The organism is Lysinibacillus sp. FSL M8-0216 (genome assembly GCF_038595555.1).
GTDB classification, from domain to species: domain Bacteria; phylum Bacillota; class Bacilli; order Bacillales_A; family Planococcaceae; genus Lysinibacillus; species Lysinibacillus fusiformis.
The window spans coordinates 1,525,249-1,546,395 of record NZ_CP152007.1; the positions used below are offsets into that span (position 1 = coordinate 1,525,249).

18 protein-coding genes are annotated in these 21,147 nt (G+C 38.7%); 13 read left to right on the top strand and 5 right to left on the bottom strand.

The features are described 5' to 3' along the window. The first annotated feature begins 90 nt into the window (after positions 1-90). The 6 genes from MKX57_RS07195 (at position 91) to MKX57_RS07220 (ending at position 5,118) form a co-directional block, all read left to right on the top strand. A complete protein-coding gene (locus tag MKX57_RS07195) occupies positions 91-426 on the top strand; it encodes a nucleotide pyrophosphohydrolase (RefSeq protein WP_008181563.1) in 336 nt (111 codons plus the stop codon). After that, on the top strand, positions 426-1,223 hold the full coding sequence (gene dapB / locus MKX57_RS07200) for a 4-hydroxy-tetrahydrodipicolinate reductase (protein WP_043990815.1): 798 nt from the start codon (positions 426-428) through the stop codon (positions 1,221-1,223). The genes MKX57_RS07195 and dapB overlap by 1 nt, the downstream gene beginning before the upstream one ends. Before the next feature lie 19 nt (positions 1,224-1,242). Next, positions 1,243-1,647 carry a methylglyoxal synthase gene (gene mgsA, locus MKX57_RS07205; RefSeq protein ID WP_008181558.1) on the top strand — a complete coding sequence of 135 codons (405 nt, stop codon included), beginning with the start codon at positions 1,243-1,245 and terminating at the stop codon, positions 1,645-1,647. Between the two features lie 33 nt (positions 1,648-1,680). Further along, positions 1,681-2,826, top strand: a complete 1,146-nt coding sequence (bshA, locus tag MKX57_RS07210; RefSeq protein WP_008181556.1) for an N-acetyl-alpha-D-glucosaminyl L-malate synthase BshA — start codon at positions 1,681-1,683, stop codon at positions 2,824-2,826. Beyond that, positions 2,813-3,991, top strand: coding sequence for a CCA tRNA nucleotidyltransferase (locus MKX57_RS07215; protein ID WP_342532393.1), 1,179 nt, complete (start codon positions 2,813-2,815; stop codon positions 3,989-3,991). Before bshA ends, MKX57_RS07215 begins: the two co-directional genes overlap by 14 nt. Before the next feature lie 143 nt (positions 3,992-4,134). Then, a complete protein-coding gene (locus tag MKX57_RS07220; RefSeq protein ID WP_008181552.1) occupies positions 4,135-5,118 on the top strand; it encodes a biotin--[acetyl-CoA-carboxylase] ligase in 984 nt (327 codons plus the stop codon). A 56-nt stretch (positions 5,119-5,174) separates the two neighbouring features. Here the strand turns inward: MKX57_RS07220 and MKX57_RS07225 are convergent, their stop codons facing one another. From MKX57_RS07225 to MKX57_RS07235, 3 genes are read right to left on the bottom strand one after another with little or no spacing between them, the layout of a single operon-like run. Continuing rightward, positions 5,175-6,011: a DUF4097 family beta strand repeat-containing protein gene (locus tag MKX57_RS07225; RefSeq protein ID WP_089986586.1), complete on the bottom strand. Its 837-nt coding sequence runs from the start codon at positions 6,009-6,011 to the stop codon at positions 5,175-5,177. Next, positions 6,012-6,614, bottom strand: a complete 603-nt coding sequence (locus tag MKX57_RS07230; RefSeq protein ID WP_089986585.1) for a DUF1700 domain-containing protein — start codon at positions 6,612-6,614, stop codon at positions 6,012-6,014. Beyond that, entirely contained in the window at positions 6,607-6,927 is a 321-nt protein-coding gene (locus MKX57_RS07235; protein WP_008181900.1) for a PadR family transcriptional regulator, read from the bottom strand. The genes MKX57_RS07230 and MKX57_RS07235 overlap by 8 nt, the downstream gene beginning before the upstream one ends. Before the next feature lie 419 nt (positions 6,928-7,346). Here MKX57_RS07235 and panB point away from each other — a divergent pair, with 419 nt between their 5' ends. From panB to dinG, 5 genes are all read left to right on the top strand, one after another. Beyond that, entirely contained in the window at positions 7,347-8,186 is an 840-nt protein-coding gene (gene panB, locus MKX57_RS07240) for a 3-methyl-2-oxobutanoate hydroxymethyltransferase (RefSeq protein WP_008181899.1), read from the top strand. Continuing rightward, positions 8,183-9,037 carry a pantoate--beta-alanine ligase gene (gene panC, locus MKX57_RS07245; RefSeq protein WP_342532394.1) on the top strand — a complete coding sequence of 285 codons (855 nt, stop codon included), beginning with the start codon at positions 8,183-8,185 and terminating at the stop codon, positions 9,035-9,037. Before panB ends, panC begins: the two co-directional genes overlap by 4 nt. 2 nt (positions 9,038-9,039) lie before the next feature. Beyond that, on the top strand, positions 9,040-9,423 hold the full coding sequence (gene panD / locus MKX57_RS07250; protein WP_090001314.1) for an aspartate 1-decarboxylase: 384 nt from the start codon (positions 9,040-9,042) through the stop codon (positions 9,421-9,423). A 272-nt stretch (positions 9,424-9,695) separates the two neighbouring features. Next, on the top strand, positions 9,696-11,819 hold the full coding sequence (locus MKX57_RS07255; RefSeq protein WP_096363960.1) for a 5'-nucleotidase C-terminal domain-containing protein: 2,124 nt from the start codon (positions 9,696-9,698) through the stop codon (positions 11,817-11,819). Between the two features lie 214 nt (positions 11,820-12,033). After that, complete coding sequence (gene dinG, locus MKX57_RS07260; RefSeq protein ID WP_096363962.1) at positions 12,034-14,805, top strand: ATP-dependent DNA helicase DinG; 2,772 nt, start codon at positions 12,034-12,036, stop codon at positions 14,803-14,805. 75 nt (positions 14,806-14,880) lie between these two features. On the opposite strand, the gene MKX57_RS07265 is transcribed toward dinG, so the two are convergent. Then, positions 14,881-15,588 (bottom strand): TetR/AcrR family transcriptional regulator, encoded by a 708-nt coding sequence (locus tag MKX57_RS07265; protein ID WP_342532395.1) that lies wholly within the window; start codon positions 15,586-15,588, stop codon positions 14,881-14,883. Positions 15,589-15,843: 255 nt separating this feature from the next. On the opposite strand from MKX57_RS07265, the gene MKX57_RS07270 reads away from it, so the two are divergent. Both MKX57_RS07270 and MKX57_RS07275 read left to right on the top strand, forming a co-directional pair. Further along, positions 15,844-17,877, top strand: a complete 2,034-nt coding sequence (locus MKX57_RS07270; protein ID WP_342532396.1) for a CocE/NonD family hydrolase — start codon at positions 15,844-15,846, stop codon at positions 17,875-17,877. Positions 17,878-17,899: 22 nt separating this feature from the next. Beyond that, the gene (locus MKX57_RS07275; protein WP_008176621.1) at positions 17,900-19,198 is read left to right on the top strand and encodes an MFS transporter; all 1,299 of its coding nucleotides are present in this window, start codon (positions 17,900-17,902) and stop codon (positions 19,196-19,198) included. 91 nt (positions 19,199-19,289) lie between these two features. Here MKX57_RS07275 and MKX57_RS07280 read toward each other — a convergent pair whose 3' ends face one another. Then, complete coding sequence (locus tag MKX57_RS07280; RefSeq protein ID WP_342551115.1) at positions 19,290-21,110, bottom strand: diguanylate cyclase; 1,821 nt, start codon at positions 21,108-21,110, stop codon at positions 19,290-19,292. Positions 21,111-21,147 lie beyond the last annotated feature (37 nt).

Genomic DNA, 21,147 nt, shown 5'->3' on the forward strand with positions numbered 1-21,147 from the left:
TGAAGTAGTGATATCTATTATCTGACATTTTATTGGTTTTGACAACAACGGTGTAAATTATATAGGATGGTAAATAGGAGTGTGATTTAAATGACCGATCAACTAACTATGCAAGCATTACAACAGCGTGTTGATAATTATATAGGACAATTTAAAGAAGGATATTTCCCACCTTTCGAACTGCTAGCTCGTTTAACAGAGGAATTAGGAGAGCTATCTCGCGAGGTTCAGGATGTATATGGACAAAAAAAGAAAAAGAATACAGAGGAAATAAACAGTATTGAAGAAGAGCTTGGTGACTTTTTCTTTGTTTTAGTATGCTTTGCCAATGCTCAGGGCATTAAATTAGATGAAGCTCTATTAAGAGTCATACATAAATTTGAAACAAGGGATAAGGATCGTTGGACGAGAAAGGATGAAGAATGATGTCGATTCGTGTAGCTATTGCAGGAGCAAGAGGAAAAATGGGGGCTGAGGCTGTACATACGGTCATGAAACATGACAAAATGGAATTAGTAGCTGTACTAGATTATAAGGAAGTAGGAAGAACATTAGCTGATTTAGACATGTTCCCAGCGAGCTATACAGTACCTTTATTTACGGAAATGCATGATCTTGTAGAAGCAACTTCTCCAGACGTATTAGTGGATTTAACGAACCCACATGCTGTATATAATCATACTAAAGAAGCATTGAATTTAAATGTACGACCTGTAATTGGTACAACAGGATTTACTGACGCACAACTAGAAGAATTATCAACCATTGCTAAAGAAAAAGAGTTGGGCTGCATTATTGCACCAAACTTTGCGATTGGCGCTATCCTGATGATGAAATTTGCGAAAGAAGCGGCCAAATACTTACCAGATGTAGAAATTATTGAAATGCATCATGATCAAAAACTGGATGCACCATCTGGAACAGCAGTGAAAACTGCTCAACTAATTCAAGAGGTACGTACGCAAAAGACTCAGGGGCATCCAGAAGAAAAAGAAACCATTGAAGGTGCAAGAGGTGGAGATTTTGAAGGCATGCGCATTCACTCTGTTCGCTTACCTGGTTTAGTGGCACACCAGCAAGTATTATTTGGTGGAGATGGGCAGCTTTTAACGATTCGCCATGATTCATTGAATCGAAATTCTTTTATGTCAGGCATTGCCTTTTGCGTAGAAGAGGTTATGAAAATGGATCAGCTTGTTTATGGTTTAGAAAACATCATCTAAAGATTGGGATGGAAGCTATATGAAAATCGCATTAATTGCACATGATCGTAAAAAAGATAATTTAGTACAGTTTGCTATTGCTTACAAAGAAATTTTGCTTGAACATTCACTTTATGCTACCGGTACAACAGGACAGCGTGTCATTGAAGCCACTGGTTTAGAGGTAACACGTTTTCGTTCAGGTCCACTTGGTGGCGACCAACAAATTGGCGCAATGATTGCCAACAATGATATGGATATGGTTATTTTTTTCCGTGATCCATTAACAGCACAACCACATGAGCCAGATGTTTCTGCACTTATCCGTCTTTGTGATGTTTACCAAGTGCCACTGGCGACAAATATGGGGACAGCAGAAATATTATTAAAAGGCCTACAAGAAGGCTTTGTGGATTGGAGACTGATACAAGAAAGACGTAACTAATAAAAGACGTGATTTAGAAAGGATGATCATCGAATGAAAAAGCTAAAAATCGGCATTACCTGTTATCCAACAGTTGGAGGCTCTGGTGTAATAGCAACAGAATTAGGCAAAATGCTTGCAGAAAGAGGACATGAAATTCATTTCATTACCTCAAGCGTACCATTTCGATTGAATAAAATTTATCCAACCGTCTTTTTCCATGAAGTCGAAGTTAATAATTATTCAGTGTTTCAATATTCACCATACGATATTGCATTAGCGAGTAAAATGGCAGACGTCATCAAGGATGAAGAGTTGGATGTGTTGCATGTGCATTACGCAATTCCACATGCAGTATGTGCTGTGCTAGCACGTGAAATGAGTGGGCGAGATATTGGCATCGTTACAACACTTCATGGCACAGATATATCGGTGCTTGGGCAGGATTCTACGCTTTCACAGGCCATTAAGTATGGGATTGATAAATCTGATATTGTGACGACCGTGTCACATGCATTAAAAGAACAAACTTATGAATTAATTGATACAGTTAAGCCCATTGAAACAATTTATAACTTTGTGGATGAACGGGAGTACTTCCCTCGTAATTCAGGAAACCTAAAAGAGCAATTTGGTATACAAGAAGATGAAAAAGTCCTCATCCATGTCTCTAACTTCCGTAAAATTAAGAATCTTCCGCATATCATTGACGCCTTTATGAAAATACGTACTAATGTGAAGGCGAAACTCTTATTAGTCGGTGATGGGCCAGAAAAACATCGTGTAATGGACCAAGTAAAGGAAAGTCCATATATGAAGGATGTTCTATTTTTAGGGAAGCAAGAAAATTTAGCTGAACTATATGCAATTAGTGACCTAAAGCTGTTACTATCTCAGCAGGAATCGTTTGGATTGGTTTTATTAGAGGCAATGGCTTGTGGAGTGCCTTGTATTGGAACAAATGTAGGAGGTATCCCGGAAGTCATTGAACATGGCGTGGACGGCTTTATTGTGGAATTAGGAGATACGGAAGCCGTCGCTGAATATGCTGTTCAGTTATTGCAAGATGAGGAAAAATTACTGCGTTTCAGAGAAGCGGCCATTCATGCAGTCAGTGACAAATTCCACTCGTCCAAAATTGTAGAACAATACGAAAATCTGTACGAGAAGGTTGCGGAAAGAAATCATGCAAAACAATAAAGAATGGCAAACAGCCTATTCAGTAATAGAACAATTAGAACAAGCAGGCTTTGAGGCGGTTATTGTAGGTGGAGCTGTTAGAGATGCTTTACTGAATCGTCCTGCACATGATGTCGATGTAGCGACAAATGCGTTGCCTGAAGAGGTAAAAACAGTTTTTCAACGAACAGTTGATATTGGAATTCAGCATGGGACGGTACTTGTTATCGTACCTGCTGGGCCAGTTGAAGTAACTACTTATCGTACAGATGGGGAATATACAGACCATCGAAGACCAGATAAAGTGCAATTCGTTCGCTCTCTACAAGATGATTTACAACGCCGTGATTTCACAATGAATGCCATCGCTATGCGACGTGATGGCTCTTTTGTTGATTATTATGGTGGTCGTCAAGATATTGATCTTCGTATTATTCGAGCTGTTGGAGATGCTCAAAAACGCTTTGCTGAGGACGCCTTGCGCATGTTACGAGCAATCCGTTTTTCAGCGCAGCTTGATTTCACAATAGCGGAAGATACATTGATGGCGATACAACATAGAGCGGCCGATATCGCTTTTATTGCGAAAGAGCGAATCAAGGCAGAGCTAGATAAGCTATGGCTAGGAACGACTGTTTTTAGTGGCCTACAAAAATTAGAGGAAAGTGGCTTGGCAGCGTATTTACAAGGGAGTTTTCAGGCTGATCGCTGGTATGAATTTCAGACTGAGGACAAGCATGTGGGCTGGGCATATTTTGCGCTACTTCAAGGAGCAAACTGGCGCGAGATTTTGCAGGATTATCGATTGTCCAATAAAGAAATGGCGTTTGTTAAATCTGTTTTGACAGCATATGAAGCGTTAAAAAGTGGCTGGACAAACTCCCATTATTTTACCTATAAAGAACAGGAGCTGGAAGCAGCGATATATTTTGCAAAACTGCTCCAAGCGGACGTTTGTTTACCAAGTGAGCCTATTCGTATATTGCAGGACAAGCTGCCGATTCGACAAAAGCAAGAAATTGCGGTGAATGGGGCGGATTTACTTAAATGGTCTGGCAAAAAAGGAGGCCCTTGGGTAAAAGAAGCATTAGAGGACATACTCGAAGCGATTATTCATAATGAGCTTGCAAATGATCAGCAGCAGATAAAAAAATGGCTGAAGCATAACTATTTCCATGAAACATGAGTATATATACCTTACAACAAGCCGTCTCAGGAAAGTGTGGGACGGCTTGTTTTTTATATCACTGATGGTCATTTCAGTTGATTTACAGTATGATTAAATTTAGTTATATAAAAAGCAGAGTTTACAAAAGGATTGATGTGAACATGACAATGTCCATGAAAGATGAAATTTTAAAAAGAATACTAGCTGCCAATGGAGAAGCTGTTTCAGGTCAAGAATTAGCGGATTCTCTTGGAGTCTCAAGGACCGCTGTCTGGAAACATATGCAGACGTTACAAGAAGAGGGCTACACATTTGAAACAATAAAGAAAAAAGGCTATGTATTAACGGGTGTACCAAATAGTTTAAGTCCCACACAAATTGAACTTTTTTTAAAAACAGAGCATTTCGGAAGAGAAATTCATTATTTCGATGTCGTAGATTCAACACAAACGATTGCCCATAAGCTGGCACAGGAAGGCGCACCACATGGCACAGTCATTATTGGTGAAGAGCAAACAGCAGGACGCGGTCGGATGGCTCGTCCATGGGAATCAGTTCATGGTAGTGGTATTTGGATGACCGTTATCGTTCGACCTGATGTCACACCTCAACAGGCATCCTCTTTTACGCTTGTCGTAGCAGTCGCTGTCACAATGGCCATTAAAACACTATATAGCGATATTGAGCCAACTATTAAATGGCCAAATGATCTATTAATTAATGGTAAAAAATGTACAGGTATTTTGACGGAGATGCAGGCAGAGGCAGATTTGGTTCAGGCATTGCTAGTTGGCATTGGAATAAATGTTAACCAGGAGGCGGCTGATTTTTCACCGGATATTGCGGATATTGCTACTTCACTACGATTAGAAGCAGGAGAAGAAATTAATCGTGCGGCACTTGTAGCCTTAATTTTACAGTATCTAGAGCAATTTACAGAGTTATATATCGAAGAAGGCTTTGCCAGTATTAAAACCCTATGGGAGCAGCTGTCTTGTACAATTGGTCAACGTATTGAGGTGACGACTATACGAGAGCGCTTTGAAGGAATTGCTAGTGGAATTACAGATGATGGGGTGCTACAGCTTACACAAGATGATGGATTGGTCCGAACCATTTATGCAGGAGATATCAAAATACTATAAAAAAGAAGCTGCAAGGTGCGTACCTGCAGCTTTTTTGATGACTTCAATTGTTATTATTATTTGAGTGAAACATTGACATCACCGTGAGATAAAGAAACGTTCAGCTGGTCATCGCCTTTATAAAGCTGAGTGATTGAGCCATTTTCTTCTGTACCATTAACCGTTATATCGCCAAAACTTGTTTTTACTTCATAACCAAGATCGCTTTGTTTATTTTGTAAGTGAAGTGTTGCATCTCCAAAGCTAGATGTAATGGTTGATGTCCCATTTAAAGTTCCAGCAATATGAATATCACCATGTTCACTTTCGATGTTTACACCATTACTAGAATATTGCTTGAAAGTTAAATCACCAAAGTCTTGTGTAATCTCTGTGTTCTCTCCAGTTATGTTGTTAAAGGTAATATCTCCATAATTTTGCATCAGATTCAGCTGTTGATAATGCAAACCACGAAGTGTTGTATCGCCAAAATCACTATCTATTACAATCGACTTGAGGTTAGTATTTGCTGGAACATAGATTTTGATAGAGGGAGAAGAAAAGCTTGAGAAACCAAATTCAAACCCGTTTTTTTTCTTAGCCTTTGTTTCAATCTGTAAAGTTCCATTTTCAATACGATATGAGACGTCTTGTTGTTCGAGTACATTCGTTTCTAGTTTATATTGGTCTTCAGTGGCGACAACGGTAATATCCCCATAATCATTCGCTATATTTATACTAGTAAACTTATCTAAGTTATACGATTCACTAACTAGTTTATTGCTTCCTGGCACGTGAATGCCATCCTCATCTTTGATAATGAACCATCGACCGCCTGAAAAATAGCCGACCAATGCTAGTAAAACACCTAACGCAATGATGGTCATCGCAATAAGGGAATTTTTAGAAGCCATTTACAAGCCCCCTTTCCTTGTTTTCGTTATTTTGTGGAACAATCTGCCCAATGTTTCTACAGAGAGAAGGACGGTTTTCTTAATAAAACGGGCAACGAATGGAAAGAGTAAGACACTCAACCCTGTAATGATTAAGCCAATACCCATAAATAATAAGGCGGTTGGCCAATGCTCTGTTAAAATAAAGAGGCCTGAAATAAGGGCTGCAATTCCCCCAATAAAAATACTTAAAATACCTGCTCCAATCGCAAAAATCAAACTAATAATGACAGCACCAAATGATAATATAAGGGCGATAGCTGTTGCAAGAAGTGGTAAAGAAAGTGGTGCAGAAAGTATAGCAAGAATAATAAGCCATAAAGCTGTCATATTCTTTTTAGTCGATTTCTCCGAAGTGTTTTCTAAATCTTTTAAGGCAAAATCAGCCAATATTTGTGAGGCAACATGAGAAGGGGAGCCTAGTTCTGAAATAACCTGCTGCTCATTATTCTCTCCTGCTTCATCAAAGTATTCTTCATAATAGGCAAGAGCAGCCTCTAGCTCTTGCGCAGGAAGGCGCCGTAATTTCCCTCGTAGCTTTTTCAAATAACTAGCTCTATCCATCTATATTCCCTCCTAAAAGTACACAATCAACCTTTTCCTTATAGACACGCCATTCTTTTAAAAGCTCTAATAAGCGTATACGGCCATGCTCGGTAATTTGATAATAGCGTCTATTTCTACCTTGATAGGGCTGATCGTAGGTAGTTAAGTAATCTGCTTTTTGTAAGCGACGTAATACGGGGTACAATGTAGACTCTGAAATATCCATGACTGATTGTACTTGCTGCGTTAAGGAATAGCCATAAGCATCCTCTTTGTCAACAATGGCCAATACACAAGCATCCAGTAAAGCTGAGCCAAGCTGAAATGTCATCTTTCCACCTCACATTCATTACTTATACTTCATTTTATATTATATGCCATATAGTATGTGGATAGTATATGACGTATAGCATTGATTGTCAAATTTTATAAATAAATGTTTTTACTATTAGAAAATAATATTTGAAGATTACAAGTTTTATTGTTATAGTATGTGCTGAAGGGCAGTATCCATTGTGAACGGCACCTTCAAAACGTAAGATCTCATACTAACAAATATCTGCCTTGATCTATATGACAGGGACGGAAGAAAACAATGCGTTCAAAAAGTAGCTTACTTTCTAAGTGAAGCTAGTACCTCTTGCTGAGTTATGCAGAGGCTTTTTGCTAACGAATGAAACACAACCCTTCTGTCCATTTTGGAACCGAGGGTTTTTTCTGTTTTCTTCCCTTAAAAAGGAGGACTACAAAATGAGAACGACAACAGATTTTTTAAAGATGAAAGTGGCAGGCGAGAAAATTGTGATGGTGACTGCCTATGATTATCCAGCCGCTAAATTTGCAGAGGCTGCTAATGTAGACATGATTCTTGTAGGGGATTCACTTGGAATGGTTGTCCTTGGCTATGATTCAACAATGCCAGTGACTGTAGCAGATATGATCCATCATGCGAAAGCAACGCGACGTGGGGCAAAGGACACTTTTGTTGTAGTGGATATGCCATTTGGTTCCTATCATGGTGATGTCAATGAAACATTGAAAACAGCCATTTATATGATGCAAGAAACAGGTGCTGACGCTTTAAAAGTGGAAGGGGCTGGTGATGTCATTCCGGTCATTCGAAAGCTAACAGCTGCAGGAATTCCAGTGGTTGCTCATTTAGGCTTGTTGCCACAATCAGCGGGAGTAATTGGTGGCTATAAGGTACAGGGGAAAACGGCAGAACAGGCAACGCAGCTGATTGAGGATGCCAAGCAGTGTGAAAAGGCTGGTGCATGTGCGGTCGTTTTAGAATGTATCCCACATCAGTTAACAGAAATGGTGTCTGCTAGTCTAGTAATACCAACTATTGGTATAGGAGCGGGTGTCGAAGCAGATGGCCAAGTGTTAGTTTATCATGACATGTTAAGCTATGGCTCACACCATGTGCCAAAGTTCGTTCAACAATTTGCGGATATGGGGAAAGAGGCAAGTGAAGGAATGGTTCGCTATGTGGAAGCAGTCAAAGAGGGTGCTTTCCCAGCTCAAAAGCATTTCTTCACAATGAAAGAGGATGCGCTAGACCAGCTATATGGGGGCATCAAATCATGAAAGTCATCACAACGATACAAGCATTAACAGCTGAAATTCAGGCAGCAAAACAAGCCCATAAAACTATTGGCCTTGTTCCAACTATGGGATATTTACATGAAGGCCATTTAACATTGGCTCAAACAGCACGTGCAGAAAATGATTTAGTTGTTATGAGTATATTCGTTAACCCCACACAATTTGGGCCAAATGAAGATTTTGAAAGTTACCCACGGGATTTGCCAAGAGATATTGCGTTGGCAGAGTCTGTCGGTGTTGATCTTATCTTCGCTCCAAGTGTAGAAGAAATGTATCCGCAGGATGGCGGAATTCGTATCCATGCTGGTGAACAGGCCATGATTCTTTGTGGCGCGAGTCGTCAAGGTCATTTTGATGGTGTGTTACAGGTTGTAGCCAAACTATTCCACCTTACACTTCCAACAAGAGCCTATTTCGGTCAAAAAGATGCCCAGCAAGTGGCCATTATTACAACAATGGTACGTGATTTTAATTTTCCGTTAGAAATGCGTGTTGTACCTATCGTTCGTGAGGAAGATGGGCTAGCGAAGTCTTCTCGCAACATTTATCTAAGCGAATCGGAAAGAGAAGAGGCTCCTGCCATACAAGAAGCACTACAATTGGCTCAGGATAGCTTTTTAGCGACTGGAGAGGTTGGGTACGCATTAGCAAAGGCCAAAGCCCATATTCAGGCACGAACTCATGGCCGAATTGACTATATTGAATTATTAGCCTACCCAGATTTGATACCAGTGACTGAAACGACACAACAAGTATTGCTGGCAGCTGCTGTGTATATTGGGCAGACTCGCTTAATTGATAATAGTATCTTTACTTTGAAAGAGGGACTATAAATATGTTACGAATGATGATGAATAGTAAAATCCACCGTGCAACAGTGACTCAGGCGGATTTAAATTATGTGGGGTCCATAACAATTGATGAGGATATTTTAGATGCAGTCGGTATGCTGCCAAACGAAAAGGTACATGTTGTTAATAATAATAATGGCGCTCGTTTTGAAACGTATATTATTGCAGGTGAGCGTGGTTCAGGTGTAATCTGTGTGAATGGAGCGGCAGCAAGACTCGTACAGCGTGGCGATATTGTCATCATTATTTCCTATGCGTATGTGGATAATGATGAGGCAAAGAATCATAAACCGACTGTGGCCATTATGGGAGAAAGCAATACGATTAAAGAAATGATTTCCTATGAGCCTGAAGCAACGGTGATGTAAGACAAGAGAATTGTCCAGAATCAACAATGAGGAAAGTTGCTGGAAATTGAATTAAATAGGAGGATGACAAGGCTCAATTAGTGTAGCCGAATAGCCATCCTCCTTTTTTATGTGATTAAAACTACTACAAAAGTACTGGTAAAATTTTGTTTTTCTAACTATTAAACTAGTTTGTGAAATTAAAATTTTACAAATGTTCTAGTATTTTATGAGATATTTATGTAGAATTTAGTTGTTAGTACATCATTTTACTAGTGGAGGTATCATTTGTAATGGAAAATAAACGTAATAAATTTTTAACAGCTACTGCAGCAGCATTGGCTATCACAGCGGTAGCAGCGGCACCAGCATCAGCAGCTAGTCCATTTTCGGATGTAAAGGAAAGTCATGCGGATTATAAGGGCATTTCGACACTTTATGCGGCAGGTATTATTAGTGGATTCCCAGATGGTACATTCAAACCTGATACAAATGTCACACGTGGACAAGCTGCAAAAATGATTGCAGGCGCATTAAAGCTAGACACGAAAGAAGTTGTGAATCCAAACTTTAAGGATATTGATACAGCTAATACGTATTACGGTCCAATCGCTGCATTAGTAGGATTAAAAGTTGTTTCAGGCTATGGAGACAACACATTCCGTCCAAACCAAACGATTACACATGGTGATTTGGCAAAAATCTTATCATCTATTCCTAACTTACCAGAATTAGAAGGTGCTAAAAATCACGAAGCTAGTAAAAGCGTAACACGTGGACAACTAGCAACATTGATTGCAGAAGCTCTCACAAAATTAAACACAGAAACGCCTGAAAAACCGGAAGATGCATTTACATTATCAGTTCTACATGTGAATGATACACATGCACGCGCAAATGAATTACCGAAACTAGCAACTGCTGTAAAAGAGCAACGTGAAACAAAGAAAAATGTTTTAACATTACATGCTGGCGATGCATTTAGTGGTACTTTATACTTCAACGAATTCCATGGTCAAGCAGATTTAGCGCTATTAAATGAAATTGGCTTTGATGCTATGGTATTTGGTAACCATGAATTTGATTTAGGTTCATCACCTGAAGGACATCAAGCACTTGCAGACTTTGTTAAAGGTGCTAAATTCCCATTTGTGGGTGCCAATACAGATTTCTCAGCGGATGATAAATTTAAAGGTTTATTTACAGATTTAGTTTCAAGTGAGCCTGAAAACGGTAAAATCTATTCAGGTATTGTAAAAGAAATTGATGGAGAAAAAGTCGGTATCTTCGGTTTAACAACAGAAGAAACTTTGGATATTGCTTCTCCAGGTAAAGTGAAATTTACTAACTATATTGAAGAAGCGAAAAAGGCAGTAGCTGCATTTGAGGGTATGGGCGTTAATAAAATTATCGCTTTAACGCATATTGGTTACAATGATAATCCAAATGTAGATAATGATATTTTACTAGCTAAAAACGTACCAGGAATCGATATAATTGTTGGTGGACATGACCATACAAAATTAGACGAGCCATTTGTTGTAGATACGAACACTGTAGGCGAAGCAAAAGATGCAACATTAATCGTACAAGCTAATGAGTATGTAAAATATTTAGGAACACTGGATGTAACATTTGATGGCAAAGGTGTTGTCACTAAGTACGGTGGCGAATTAATCGACCTAGGTAAAGTTGCTGAAGATGCAGCATTAGTAAAATTACTAGCGCCATATAAAGCAAAAATTGATGAAGTCAACAACAAGGAAATTGGTGTGAAAATTACTGAGGAGTTAGCAAATCCACGTGCAACTGAAACAAACTTAGAAAGTGTACGTAGCAATGAAACAGCTCTAGGTAATATCATTACAGATGGTATGTTGGCAAAAGCACAAAAATATACGGATAAAACAGTTGTCATGGCACTACAAAATGGTGGTGGTATTCGTGCAGCGATCCCAGCCGGCAATATAACTGTTGGACAAGTGATTACAGTATTACCATTCGGTAACACATTAGCATTAATGGATGCTACAGGAGCTGAGCTTAAAGCAGCATTTGAAATTTCCTTGAAAAATGCACCTAAAGAAAATGGTGGTTTCCTACACATTGGTGGAGCAAAATTACAATATGATTCATCAAAAGAAGCAGGCTCACGTGTTATTTCAATCGAATATTTAGATAAAGCAACTGGCAAGTATGTTGCACTAGAAGATGGTAAAACATATACTGTGGCAACAAATGCCTTCACAGCTAAAGGTGGAGACGGCTTTGATATGTTTGCTAAAGCATATGAAGAAGGTCGTGTAACAGATTTAGGCTTATCTGATTGGGAAAATCTACAAGAGCAATTACTATCATTAAAAGAAGTGAAAACAACAGCAGAAGGTCGTATTGTTGATGTTGCTAAAAAGCAATAATCCCTTCGAAAGAATAGCTTACAAACGACATTCGCTTTAAATTATGTCACATCGCTATTTCCGCAACCTTATGGATAACCCTGAGGTTGCGGTTTTTTATTGTACGGCAGTATAAGGGATTGAATATTAGACGGCATATAGGGGAGAAAGGATGCCGCTGAACTAAATATATGATAAAATTCTTCTTATCTAATGTGACTGTGAGTTGAGATGTATGATGGAAAGTCAAAAATATGCCATTGTGGATTTGGAGACAACGGGTCATTCACCAGCAAATGGGGACCGGATGATTCAAATTGCCATTGTTATTATGAAGGATTGGGAAATTGAGCGTACCTATACGAAATTTATTAACCCGGGAAAAGCCATTCCATCGTTCATTCAAGATTTAACGCATATAACGAATGAGGATGTTAAGGATTCATACCCTTTTGAGGAACATGCGGATTACATATATGAGCTACTGGCTGATTGTGTGTTTGTAGCCCATAATGCCGATTTTGACTTATCATTTTTACAGGCGGAATTTAAACGGGCTGGCCTTCCAAAGTGGCAAGGTAAAAAAATGGATACAGTAGAGCTGGCAAAAATTTTGTTTCCGATGTCACTCGGCTTTAAGCTAGGAGACTTGGCGGCAGATTTAAATATAGAGTTGGCCAATGCGCATCGAGCAGACGACGATGCCCGTGCTACTGCTGAGCTGTTCAAATGTTGTTGGAAAGAGCTTTTAAATCTTCCTCAATTAACCTTAGAACAAATGCATAAGCGTTCATTTCGCTTAAAATCGAATATTTCTCAGCTTTTTTTCGAGGCATTGCAAATAAAACGTCAACATAAAACAAGCGATGAGAATGTGCATTATTACCGGAATTTTGCGATTTGTAATGGTCGTAATAAACATGACCATGCATCAGAGACGATTGATTATCCGCAAACAGTGGCTGATAAAACGGCATTAATGACAAAGGCCCTCCCCAATTTTGAGGAACGTCCAGCTCAATTTAAGATGATGGATACGATTTGGCAAGCTCTACATGAACAAAAGGAATGTGTAATTGAAGCCTCTACGGGTATTGGCAAAACGGCGGGATATTTACTGCCAGCCATCGTATATGCTCGTACTGTCCATAAAAAAATCGCCATTAGTACCTATACATCCTATCTGCAAGAACAGCTTGTAGAGGAAGAGCTACCAAAGATAGAAAAAATCTTGGGAACAAAAGTAAATATTTGTGTACTCAAGGGGATGCAGCATTATATTGATCTAGATCGTTTTGAACAATCCATGGCATATGCGGACGAATCCTATGATGATACGTTTTCTATTTTACAGATTCTCGTTTGGCTGACGAAAACAGAGACCGGTGTGTTAAGTGAGCTGAATGTTTCAGGTGGGGGACAACTGTTTTTAGAGAAAATCCGCAAAATACCAAATGACAAACCATCTAAAGGGTTTGATTTCTATGAACAAGCGTTAAAGAACAGCGCATTTGCTGACTGTATAGTGACAAATCATGCTATGGTGTTAAGTGATTTAGTTCGTCAAACGCCGATATTTACACAAATAGATGGCTGGGTCATTGATGAGGCACATCAATTTATACAGGCTGCGATGCAACAGGATGAAATTGTCTTCTCCTATACGCAATGGAAATATATTTTTGGTCAAATTGGCACAATGGAAGACACAGGACTTTATCAACTTTTTTGTGAAGCGGCGAAGAAGAAACAACGTGTGTCCATGCAAAGTTTACAGCGACTGGATGCTCAATTTATACGGTTACAACGTGCATTTGATGAGACTATTCAACGAGCGGCACAAAGCATGCAACAACAGATGAAAGGCAAGCGAGCTAGTAGTAAGTGTACCTTATTTATAGAGGATGTAACGCTTGCCAAAGAGTCATTTTTACAAGTAAGCAAATTAACGCAGCAATGGCTTGATCTTGCGACTGAAGCAGCTCAAGGATTTGAAAATAATATTGAGCAATTAGATAAAAATGATAGGTATATTTTATCCGAATGGCATTATTGGATTCGAGAAGTGAAAATTAAAATTGCAGAGTGGGAAGACATTTTCCTGTCATCGCACGATGGAAGTTCGGTTTGGCTAGAATTCGATGTTCGAAGTGTTCCTGGCAGTTTACATGTTTTTAAGAAGCCAGCCAATGTCACACCGATTATTGAACAAGTGCTAGCACCTCTTCGCAAGCAAGCGAGCATTGTATGGACATCAGGTACATTAATGGTACCAGGCAATGAGCGTTTTGTTACACGACAATTAGGAATTTCTGATAGCGTTGAAGTTATAAAACTACAGGCACCGCCAGCCTATTACGCAGGTGCAAAAGCATTTATTGTCACGGATATGCCAGATATTCAGCATGTCAGCCAAGAAGAATACATTGAGGCAGTTGCTCATGCGATTACGAGGACTGTTAGAATGACGGAAGGTCGTTGCTTTGTGCTCTTTACAGCTCAGGATATGCTGCGGAAAACAGTCGAGCTCATTCAAGATAGTGAACTTTTAGATGATTATATGCTTTTTGCGCAAGGTGTTACAGGTGGTAGCCGTATGCGCATTCTAAAATCATTTCAAAAATTTAGCCATGCTGTTCTTTTTGGAACAAACAGTTTCTGGGAGGGTGTCGATGTTCCTGGAGATGCTCTTGCCTCTGTTATCGTTGTACGGCTGCCATTCTCTTCACCAGAAGAGCCTGTCTTTAAGGCGAGAGCGAAGCATCTTACAGCGCAAGGACGCAATTCCTTCACAGAGTTGTCATTGCCCGAGGCTATTATGCGCTTTAAGCAGGGCTTTGGTCGCTTAATTCGTTCCTCTCAGGATAAAGGAGCATTTATCGTCCTAGACCGTCGAATAACTAGCAAATCCTATGGGAAAGAATTTATTAAAGCACTACCGCCAATCGATGTAAAGAAATTGCAGCTACCCGAATTATTAAAAGAACTGAATCATTGGCAAAAATAAAAATTACCCCTTTTAGCATGAGCTAGAAGGGGTTTTTTTAAGTGGTTGCCTATACATTTATGATGAGGGTTATGACTATTTGTTGTTATGTTCCTCATCAAAAAGATTGGCATTTCGAACAATCTTAGTAATATAGCTCATAACGATTTCTGTTGCTTGTTGGGCATCATAGCTTTTTCGATTATTTAAAAGATTAGTAAACATACCTTGCCAAATTAAGAGTGTGATTTCATTAATGGCATCTACATTACCCTCGGTTAAATAGCCTTCTTTTAAAGCGATCTCTAACATAGAACGTCCCCGTTTTGTCAGACTGTGCTGAAACAGTATAGTCTTTAAATCTTCAGGAATATTAATTAAATCATTGGGGTAAAAGTTATAATAATTTTCCAATAGTTTTTCAGGTGTTTCCCCTAAATCCATAATAAAGACGGCATGAAAAATTTGTGGCTGTTTGAAGGAGTATTGGCAAAAACATTCCCAGGCTAATAAATATTTATCAATAGGGTCCTTGCCTCTTTCTATGTAACGAGCAACTTCGTTTGTATAGTCTTGCATGCATCTCATCGATGCAAAAAAGAGGAGATGAGAGATTTCTGAAAAATAATTGTAAATGGTTGCACTGTTATAACCAGCCCTATCGGCAACCTTTCTAATCGTGACATTTTCCACTCCTTCTTCTTCAATAATTTCCGCTGTGGCGTCTACAAAGTATTTCCACATACGACTCCTTTGTATTTCCTTTTTTTTCAAAGTAATATCCCCCCGACGTACAATGGTCATGTAAAATTATTAGTTTAATTCATATATTTACCATTTAAAAGCTAGTTTAACCTTATTATAGCATAACAATTTTTATTTCCATCTCCCATTATAGCATTAGCTTTTAGCATTTTCAGTGTTGTACATTGGATTTTCAGATGATATACTAATCACAATTATTTTATAATCATGATTACTAAATAATTAAGATTCGGAATAATTAGACGAAGTGGATGCAAGAATAAAAAGTTCAAACACAAGGGGAGGATTTATTTAATGAGTAAAAAAATTGTGACACAATTTGAGTGTACATATGAAACGATTGAAAACACATGGATTGAAATAGCAGACGGCACAAAGCTTTCTAGCCGAATTTGGTTACCGACCGTGGCGGCAGGACAAAAAGTACCGGCTATCCTGGAGTATATTCCTTATCGCAAAACAGATGGAACGAGAGCGAGAGATGAGCCTATGCATGGGTATTTTGCAGGACATGGCTATGCTGTTGTACGAGTAGATATGCGAGGTTCTGGTGAGTCAGATGGCTTATTAAAAGATGAGTATTTAAAGCAAGAGCAGGATGATGCGCTTGAAGTAATTGAATGGATCGCTAATCAAAGCTGGTGTGATGGCAATATCGGGATGATGGGGAAATCATGGGGCGGATTTAACTCTCTGCAAGTAGCTGCTCGTAGACCAAAGGCATTAAAGGCGATTATTACAGTAGGCTTCACGGATGATCGCTATAATAATGACATTCACTATAAGGGTGGTTGTTTATTAAATGATAATTTCTGGTGGGGCTCTATTATGTTAGCGTATCAACTCCGTCCGATTGATCCTCACATTGTTGGCGATAGCTGGCGTGAGAAATGGATGGAGCGCTTAGAAAATATGCCCTTATGGATGGCGCAGTGGATGGAGCATCAAACAAGAGATGACTACTGGAAGCATGGTTCAGTTTGTGAGAATTACGATGACATCGAAATCCCTGTTTTTGCACTAGATGGTTGGGAAGATTCCTATACGAACACAGTCTTAAGTTTAATGGAAGGGCTTTCTGTTCCTAGAAAAGGCATTATTGGCCCATGGGCACATGTTTACCCACATGATGGAGTTCCTGGTCCAGCAATGGGCTTTTTACAAGAGGCCGTGAAATGGTGGGATCATTGGTTAAAAGGGATTGACAATGGTGTAATGGATGGACCAATGGTGAATGTTTGGGTTGAAGAAAGCATGGAACCTTCTGTTAAGAAACCAGTCAGCCATGGCTATTGGATTGGACTAGAATCATGGCCAACAGCGGAAGAGGTACAAACGAAAGCGTATCAACTGACACACGGGAAATTAGTAGAGCATCGTAGTGATCAACAAGAACAGGTGCAATTAAAAACACCACAAAACCACGGACTATTATCGGGAGAATGGATGGGTGCTGGAGTACTAGGTGAAAGTCCAGCAGATCAACGAATTGATGATGGAATGGCTATGGTTTTTGAAACGGACATGCTAGAGAATCCACTAGAGATTGTAGGTTATCCGAAGTTTGAAGTGGAATTAATGAGTGATAAACCACATGCGATGTTATTTACGCAGTTGTCAGATGTAGCACCAAATGGAGCTGTTACTCGTGTATCCTATGGGGTGATGAATTTAACACATTTGAATGGTCATGACCATGTAGAACTGTTAACTCCTGGTGAAAAAGTAAAAGCCTTTGTGCAATTAGATTGCTGTGGACATCAATTTAAAGCAGGTCACCGTTTACGCTTATCATTAGCAACAACATTTTGGCCTATGTTTTGGCCGATGCCAGAAGATGCTACATTGACATTAAATCTTGAAACAGCTACTTTCACATTACCAACCTTCCATGGACATCAAATAGCTGGACCAAATATGAATCCTGAGAGTGCACCATTAACACCTATAACAACTCTCCAAGAAGGAAGAGTGGATCGTTCTATTTCATACGATATTTTAACAGATACATGGACATGTATTACAGATGGGGTTGGAGGCGTTTTTGGTGAAGGGATATATCGCTTTGATGACATTGATGTCACGGTAGAACATAATTTGAAGCGGGAATTAACCTTAACGAATGCTGATCCATTGTCAGCTCAGTATACAATCTATCAAAAAATGAAAATAGGTCGTGAGGGTTGGTGGATTGATGCTGATATTACGGTTACTAAAACATCTACTCTAGAAAACTTCCAAATTGCTGGGGAAATGGCGATCAAAGAAAATGACAAACAGGTCTTCCATAAGGAATGGGATCAAAAAATTAAACGTCATGGCTTGTAAATAACATATAAGGGGTAAACATATGGAAGCTAAGTTAAAAAAGAATACAGCTACTTTAGTTATTTTAGCTGTTTCAGGTGCATTAATTTATGCATTACCGTATTTTAGAAATTACTATTATGATGTCTTTCTCGATGCATTTCATTTGACGAATACTCAGATGGGGACACTTGGTAGTGCATATGGTGTTTGTTGTTTAATTTCCTATATTTTTGGAGGATTTTGTGCAGATCGTTGGAAAACGAAATATTTATTAACTATTTCTCTAGTGGCCACAGGGTTATTAGGTTTTACATTATTACTGTATCCACCATATCCAGTGCTTCTCCTCATCCATGCTGCTTGGGGAATCACGTCCATTATGACATTTTGGGGAGCACTAGTAAAAGCAGTACGTTCTTTAGGTTCTGAAAATGAACAAGGAAAAGCTTTTGGATTTTTTGAAGGTGGCCGTGGCGTAACCAATATTATTCAATCTGCTGTGATTTTAGGGATATTTGCTTTTTTTGCGAAGCATATGAGTGATAAAATGGCACTCTCAGCGGTTATTACGGTGTATTCTGTCATTTGTCTTTTGTTAGGGTTCATGATTATGATGCTTTATAAAGACCCCGATCAAGGGACTGTAGCTAGTGAGGATAAAGATGGTAGTAAATCATTTGATTGGGCCGTCCTTTGGAAAGTGTTAAAGATGCCAACAACTTGGCTTGCAACTATTCTTATTTTTACGTCTTATGCGATGATCATTAGCTATTATTACATCACACCTTATGCAACAGCCGCATTTGGTGCATCTACGTTAATTGCTGCTGCTTTAGGCTACTTTTCTCAGTATTGTCGACCAATCGGCAGTTTTAGTGCAGGCATTATTGGTGACCGGATAGGTGTGTCTAATATGGTGTTAATCGGCTATATATTATTAGCACTAGGCTTAGTGGGACTTATCTTATTACCAGGCAAAGCTTCCTTTATCCTGATGCTTTTAATATTTATCGGGATTATTTATACATCAATGTATGCTTTGCAGGCGATGCATTTTGCTATTTTAGTAGAAGGGGATTATCCTGTTGAATCAACAGGAACAGTATCCATGCCGCTAATGATTATTGGCTATAGTGGGGAAATCTTTATGCCAATCATTGCAGGCGCTTGTTTAGATTATTGGGGTGGCACAGCAGGCTATAAAGTATTCTTCGGTATATTATTAGGTTTAGCTATAATTGGATTCGTTACAGTAGTCATTTGGCAACGTGTAACGAAAGAAAAACGCAAGGAGATTGCATTGCAAAGAAAGCTTGCGAAGGAACAGGTGCTTACTTAATTTAGCATCAAAAAAAATTCATAGAATGTCTTCCACTGAAATAAAAGATGACTTTGGTATAAGCCGAAGTCATCTTTTTCGTCAAAAGATATCACAGGGTGGACGCCTCTTGATTAGTCTCTGAATTTATATCATTCTGTAAAAATTCCACGCGGTTTCTACCATATTCCTTTGCCTGATATAAAGCTTTATCACATCTTGATAATAAGGAATGAATCGTATCGCCAAGGACAAAACTTGTCACACCAAAGCTACTCGTTTTTTGATGAACAACTGGAAATGAATGTTGTTCAAGCTGCTGTCGTAGATTTTCAGACCGTTGCACAGCATCCTTTAAGCGAGTGTTTGGACAAACAACTAAAAATTCCTCGCCGCCCCATCTACCAACAATGTCTTCTACTCGTACATGATTTTTTAAAATGTCTGCTGCATGACGTAACACAAGATCACCCACTTGATGTCCAAATTCATCATTCACAGCTTTAAAATGATCAATATCCAACAAGATAATCGATAGGGGTGTGCCGTTTCCTGTAGCTTGCTTAAATTCTTTTTCTAATACGTCATCTAAGCGTACACGATTTGGTATTTGAGTGAGTCGGTCTGTGTTTGCTAATGCTTCAAGCTCAAGCTTGGCTGCTTCAAGCTCTTTTGTCCGTTCTTGAACTTTATATTCTAATGTTTCATTTAGTGTGTCTTGCATGAGTTGATGTTCTTTTTTTATAATGTTGATTTTATCGCCCAATGCTAAAGATAAAAAAATGGATTCAAAAATAGCACCAATGGCTGGTACTTCCTCAAAAACTCGTGGATGGAATGGAATAATACTTAAAAAGGCCAGCGCTTGAACAATGATGGAGCTTAGTAAAACTGTCCAGCCAATGATATAGTATCGAGCCATCTTTTGCCCTTTTTTGAAAACGAAAATGCCAGACAGCCATAGAAAGATAAAGACTACTACCGCAAAGGTAGTTGTGAAATTATTAATAAATGCAACATCAGGGAGTATAAAAGATGCCATTAAAGAACAGATGGTGATCCATAAGAGTAGTTTTCCGATTGTATGGAATGACGGTAGAAATTTTTTTAACTCCAAAAACTGAAGACAAAATAGGAGCATAAATAAAAGCAGTAGATTGCCGCTAATTGTTAATGATTTAATAAAAAATTCTTGCGACAACCAATTGCCCAATAATTCTATGTCTAGTGAATTTAACGTTGCTTGATAAAAAATAAAACTTAACATATATAAAACATAGAAAAAGTAAGCTTTATCCTTCAGTGAAAAAAATAAAAATAAGTTATAAATTAAAAGAGCTGATAAAAAACCATAGAAAATGCCAGTTAAAAATTTATATTCACTCATCTTATTTGTAAAACTTATTTCCGTATATAAAAAGGAGGTAATACTTAGTGGTAATGTCCCATCTAATTTAATAAAAATTTCTTGAATAGAAGGGTCTTGGATGTGAAATAAATTAGAACGAGATGGAAGAGATTGTTCCCCTAGATTAGCAATGCCTCTTCGTTGCACATCATAGGAGCCATCCGCTTTTACCGAGAACAACTCAATGCTATCTAATTTATCTGTCACCTCTAGCCAATAAGGTTCCTCTTTATCTAATAAAATCTTGTCCATAGGTAAGCGTAACCAAATGGTATCTTGAGTATGCCAAAAGAATGGATAGGGTTGATTGCTGGCCACAAAGAGATGGTCATAAGTGCCGTTCAATATATCTTCAATAGGGACCTTTTTTGATGGATCTCGAAAAATTTCATAATGCTCTCCTACTATAATAGGGTCTACTAGCTCATCTGTTGGGCTCATAGCACTTACAGGTGGTATAAGGATGATAAAAGAAAGGGTAAAACAAATCAATAACAGTGTTTTTCTGATCCTTTTGTTTTTCATCAAAAATTCATTGCTCCCATTCTACCATTACTAGGTG

What these genes read in the sequence shown, in the direction of transcription:
- MKX57_RS07275 (WP_008176621.1), top strand. Translation starts at nt 17,900, where the DNA reads ATGGAAGCTAAGTTAAAAAAGAATACAGCTACTTTAGTTATTTTAGCT.
- panC (WP_342532394.1), top strand. Translation starts at nt 8,183, where the DNA reads ATGAAAGTCATCACAACGATACAAGCATTAACAGCTGAAATTCAGGCA.
- MKX57_RS07255 (WP_096363960.1), top strand. Translation starts at nt 9,696, where the DNA reads ATGGAAAATAAACGTAATAAATTTTTAACAGCTACTGCAGCAGCATTG.
- MKX57_RS07215 (WP_342532393.1), top strand. Translation starts at nt 2,813, where the DNA reads ATGCAAAACAATAAAGAATGGCAAACAGCCTATTCAGTAATAGAACAA.
- MKX57_RS07220 (WP_008181552.1), top strand. Translation starts at nt 4,135, where the DNA reads ATGACAATGTCCATGAAAGATGAAATTTTAAAAAGAATACTAGCTGCC.
- MKX57_RS07225 (WP_089986586.1), bottom strand. Translation starts at nt 6,011, where the DNA reads ATGGCTTCTAAAAATTCCCTTATTGCGATGACCATCATTGCGTTAGGT.
- panD (WP_090001314.1), top strand. Translation starts at nt 9,040, where the DNA reads ATGTTACGAATGATGATGAATAGTAAAATCCACCGTGCAACAGTGACT.
- MKX57_RS07280 (WP_342551115.1), bottom strand. Translation starts at nt 21,110, where the DNA reads ATGAAAAACAAAAGGATCAGAAAAACACTGTTATTGATTTGTTTTACC.
- bshA (WP_008181556.1), top strand. Translation starts at nt 1,681, where the DNA reads ATGAAAAAGCTAAAAATCGGCATTACCTGTTATCCAACAGTTGGAGGC.
- MKX57_RS07235 (WP_008181900.1), bottom strand. Translation starts at nt 6,927, where the DNA reads ATGACATTTCAGCTTGGCTCAGCTTTACTGGATGCTTGTGTATTGGCC.
- MKX57_RS07265 (WP_342532395.1), bottom strand. Translation starts at nt 15,588, where the DNA reads ATGACCATTGTACGTCGGGGGGATATTACTTTGAAAAAAAAGGAAATA.
- mgsA (WP_008181558.1), top strand. Translation starts at nt 1,243, where the DNA reads ATGAAAATCGCATTAATTGCACATGATCGTAAAAAAGATAATTTAGTA.
- panB (WP_008181899.1), top strand. Translation starts at nt 7,347, where the DNA reads ATGAGAACGACAACAGATTTTTTAAAGATGAAAGTGGCAGGCGAGAAA.
- dapB (WP_043990815.1), top strand. Translation starts at nt 426, where the DNA reads ATGTCGATTCGTGTAGCTATTGCAGGAGCAAGAGGAAAAATGGGGGCT.
- dinG (WP_096363962.1), top strand. Translation starts at nt 12,034, where the DNA reads ATGATGGAAAGTCAAAAATATGCCATTGTGGATTTGGAGACAACGGGT.
- MKX57_RS07270 (WP_342532396.1), top strand. Translation starts at nt 15,844, where the DNA reads ATGAGTAAAAAAATTGTGACACAATTTGAGTGTACATATGAAACGATT.
- MKX57_RS07230 (WP_089986585.1), bottom strand. Translation starts at nt 6,614, where the DNA reads ATGGATAGAGCTAGTTATTTGAAAAAGCTACGAGGGAAATTACGGCGC.
- MKX57_RS07195 (WP_008181563.1), top strand. Translation starts at nt 91, where the DNA reads ATGACCGATCAACTAACTATGCAAGCATTACAACAGCGTGTTGATAAT.